The sequence below is a fragment of the Hydrogenivirga sp. genome (assembly GCF_056450045.1).
In genome coordinates this window covers 1-3,999 of sequence record NZ_JBWONM010000157.1, presented here as the reverse complement: position 1 = coordinate 3,999, position 3,999 = coordinate 1, and the positions used below count along the sequence as shown (strand labels likewise).

Sequence of the window (3,999 nt, the reverse complement as noted above, 5' to 3'; positions counted from 1 at the left end):
TTTCTTCACCTCTTTGATCCCCTTTGAGGAGCCTATCAGCTTGTTCTTCAAAGCCTTTCCATATCCACACATTATATACACCGCTTGCAACCCTCTCAAATTCCTTCGGCTCTTCACAGCCTCCATTTAACTTATAAGTTAAATTATGACTCATAATACCCCCTGAGTCAAGTCATCTTCTATTCTATATCTTCAAGCTCTATGGGAGGCAGGTCCTTTATAGTTCTTCCAAGTTATATTATATGCGCCCAAAGATGGCTAAAACCATCCGTTACAGTCATCCCTAAAAAGTGAGGGAATCCCCTCCCGAGCTTTTCCACCCTGAAAGGGTCTCTTCAAACGCACCGAACCTGCTATAATAGGCAGTCCTAAAACATCCCGGGAGGTCAAGGATGGCTTTTGAACTCGCTCAGAGGCTGAAGGTTCTTCCCCCCTACCTCTTTGCAGAGCTTGACAGGAGAAAGCAGGAGAAGATAGAGCAGGGTGTGGACGTTATAGACCTCGGTGTGGGAGACCCGGACCTTCCCACCCCCGAGCCGATAGTTGAGGCTCTCAAGGTGGCTGCCCAGAAGCCCGAAAACCACAGATATCCATCCTACGTGGGTATGAAGGCGTACAGGGAGGCTGTCTCCCGTTGGTACAAGAGGAGGTTTGATATTAACCTCAATCCCGACAGCGAAGTTATAGCCCTCATAGGCTCAAAGGAGGGTATAGCCCACTTCCCCTTAGCCTTCGTTGAGTCGGGAGACGTGGTCCTCTGTCCAGACCCAGCCTACCCCGTCTACAGGATAGGGACGATATTTGCAGGAGGGGAGCCATACACCCTTCCCCTTAAGGAGGAGAACGACTTCCTGCCCGACATAGGCTCAGTGCCCCAGGAGATTGTTGAGAGGACTAAGATAATATGGATAAACTACCCCAACAACCCGACTTCCGCGGACGCAACGGAGGATTTTTACAGAGACCTCATAAAGTGGGCTAAGAAGCACAACATAATAGTTGCCTCGGACAACGCCTACTCTGAGATATACACAGGGGATAAGAAGCCCATCTCAATCCTCCAGATAGATGGGGCGAGAGATGTCGCTATAGAGTTTCACTCCCTCTCAAAGACCTACAACATGACCGGCTGGAGAATAGGCATGGCTGTCGGGAACGAGGAGCTTATAAAGGCTCTGGGAAAGGTGAAGACAAACATAGATTCGGGGCAGTTCAACGCAGTTCAGGAGGCAGCCATAACCGCTCTGGAGCTTCCCGAGGATGAGCTTGACAAGCTGAGGGCTATATACAGGGAGAGAAGGGAGGTCATGAGCAGGGCTCTTAAGGAGATAGGTCTAAAGCCCTACGAGTCAGAGGTCACCTTTTATATATGGACCAAGGTTCCCGAAGGCTACAGCTCGGCGGATTTCGTCGGAAGGCTTATAGATGAGGCTGGTATAGTCTGCACGCCCGGAAACGGCTTTGGAGATGCGGGAGAGGGTTACTTCAGGATATCCCTCACCGTCCCGACAGAAAGACTTGTAGAGGCGGCTAAGAGGATAGAAAATTTAAAACTATGAGACCCAACGAGGTTGACCTTGCAGACATAAGCATAGGGGTTCCCACAGTCCCTTACAACCTAAGCCTTAAGGAGCTCAAGGGCATCTTTGATGAGCTCGGCATATACAACTACCTTACGGTGCTCAAGGACAACACACCTATAGGTCTCATCTACAGGGACAGGGTGGAGAGGTACTCCAACGAGAAGCTGATAGCGGGGGATGTAGTCTCACCCTGTCCGAGGCTCAGAAACTCCACTATGAACAAGGAGAACCTTATAGACATGCTCAACCTCCTTCCCCTCTCAAAGGAGCCGGTCATAGTGACCGACAAGAGGGGAACCTACATGGGTGTTATGACCTACGATACAGTCCTTCACTACATAACCCACCACAGGGAGCACGTCCTGCCTATAATACAGAGGGTTCACTCAGGCATAGGCAAGAGGGAGTATCTGTGCGTCTTCGGGCTCAAGAACCTTGAGGAGTTCAGGGAGGTCTTTGGCTCCGAGAAGGTGGAGAGCGTCCAAAAGATATTCATGGAGAACCTCGCGGACCTCTTCGGTGAGGAGATGACCAAGGTCCCAGAGAAGGGAGAGGTCTGGGCTATAACTGGGAAGAAACCCGACAAGGGGGAGGTAAAGGAGTTCTTCAAGGAGTTCCACAGGGAGTACACCCTTCTCTTTGGGGAGTTTCAACAGCTCCATATATACGGCTTCTGTCTTGATATGTCCATAGTTGATTCGGAGGAGAAGCTCCACAGCCTCAAGGAGGAGCTCAGGAACAGAACGAGGAAGATAGAGGGCTCCGTCTTCATAGTCCATGGGCTTCAGCCGACCCTGATACTCTACGACCCCACCAAGCAGAAGCTCATAACGAACATAAAGAAGAAGATTCTTGCGGACTTCAAGGACATAGTGGAGAGGGTCAGGAGCGCTCCGAGGGACATGTGGGAACACATACTCTACGATATGTTTGATGAGTATCCCCACTTTGAGCTCTTCTACATAATGAGTGAGAGGGGTCTTCAGATAACCAACAACATAGTGAACCCGAAGGTTGGCTACTTCGTAGCTCAGGGGAAGAAGGGAAGGGACCGCTCTCAGGAAGCTTACTTCAAGCAGGCTTTAGCCGAAGGCTCCTTCATATCTGACATATACCTATCAAAGGCTACCGATGACTTCTGCATAACCGTCTCTGAGAAGTTCTCCTACGAAGGGAAGACCTACGTCCTTGCGGGAGATATAAACTTCAGACAGATACACAAGCTTGTCAAAAGCTACAAGGAAGCTCCCGTATGAGCAGGGCGAGATTGATAGGGAGCCTGAGGTACAGAGACCTCAGGTACACAAAGAACCATCCCCTCAGGATACCGAGAGTATCTCTCCTGCTGGAGTTCCTTGAGGCGATGGGGCTGATAGAGGAGGAAGAGAAGGTGGAGGGAAGGGAGGCAAGCATGGAAGAGCTCCTCCTCTTCCACGATAAGGAGTACATAGAGACCCTGATAGAGGCTGACAGGTGCCAGTGTGTTCCCAAGGGGGCAAGGGAGCGCTTCAACATAGGGAGCTATGAGAACCCGGTTTCTCCAGCCATGTACAGGGGCTCATCCCTCGCAACGGGCTCCTCGGTTCAGGCGGTTGAGCTCTTTTTCTCAGGCTTGATAGCCTTCAACCCAGCAGGAGGCATGCACCACGCCTTCAGGGACAGAGCCAACGGTTTTTGCTTCATAAACGATCCGGTGATAGCTATTGAGTCTCTGAGGAAGAGGGGCTTGAGGAAGGTTCTTTACGTGGACCTTGATGCCCATCACTGCGATGGGGTTCAGAGTGCCTACTACGAAAGCGATGAGGTCTACGTCCTGTCAATCCACCAGTCCCCCGATTACGCCTTCCCCTTCAAGAGGGGCTTCCTTGAGGAGAGAGGGAAGGGAAGGGGAAAGGGCTTCAATCTCAACATACCCCTCCCTAAGAGCGTTAACGACAGCGAGTATCTCTACATCCTTGAGAGGGTGCTCCTGCACTTAGGGGATGTCTTCAAGCCCGATGTCTGCGTTCTCCAGCTGGGAACCGACCCCCTCCTTGAGGACCCCCTCTCCAAGTTCAGCCTTTCAAACGCGGGCCTTCTGGAAGCCTTCAGGCTGGTTAGAGAAGCTTTCGGTGAGGGAATTTACCTCGGAGGGGGAGGATACCACCCGATAGCCCTCGCAAGGTGCTGGACCCTCCTGTGGTGCGATATCTCCGGGAGGGAAGCCCCCGAGCACATAACCCCTCCTGCGAAGGAGGTTCTCGCACGGGTTGAGTGGGAAGAGTTTGATGAGGACACAGACAGGGGCTACCTGTACGAAAAGCTCAAGGACGAACCGAGGGAGGGTGAGATAAGGGAGGAGGTAAAGGACCTTCTTGCGAAGGTGAAGGCTCTCATCTACTCCTGACAGGGGCTGTAGAGTTTCATGTAAATCTCC

At 51.7% G+C, this 3,999-nt stretch carries 3 protein-coding genes; all 3 read left to right on the top strand.

The genetic code is table 11. From position 1 onward, the window contains the following. The first annotated feature begins 392 nt into the window (after nucleotides 1-392). Genes AC1HCM_RS06420 through AC1HCM_RS06410 form a run of 3 tightly spaced genes read left to right on the top strand, consistent with a single transcriptional unit; the run spans nucleotide 393 to nucleotide 3,969 of the window. Nucleotides 393-1,559: an LL-diaminopimelate aminotransferase gene (locus AC1HCM_RS06420; RefSeq protein ID WP_479460943.1), complete on the top strand. Its 1,167-nt coding sequence runs from the start codon at nucleotides 393-395 to the stop codon at nucleotides 1,557-1,559. Beyond that, complete coding sequence (locus tag AC1HCM_RS06415; protein ID WP_479460942.1) at nucleotides 1,556-2,839, top strand: PDC sensor domain-containing protein; 1,284 nt, start codon at nucleotides 1,556-1,558, stop codon at nucleotides 2,837-2,839. The genes AC1HCM_RS06420 and AC1HCM_RS06415 overlap by 4 nt, the downstream gene beginning before the upstream one ends. Further along, the gene (locus AC1HCM_RS06410; RefSeq protein WP_479460941.1) at nucleotides 2,836-3,969 is read left to right on the top strand and encodes an acetoin utilization protein AcuC; all 1,134 of its coding nucleotides are present in this window, start codon (nucleotides 2,836-2,838) and stop codon (nucleotides 3,967-3,969) included. The genes AC1HCM_RS06415 and AC1HCM_RS06410 overlap by 4 nt, the downstream gene beginning before the upstream one ends. Nucleotides 3,970-3,999: the final 30 nt, after the last annotated feature.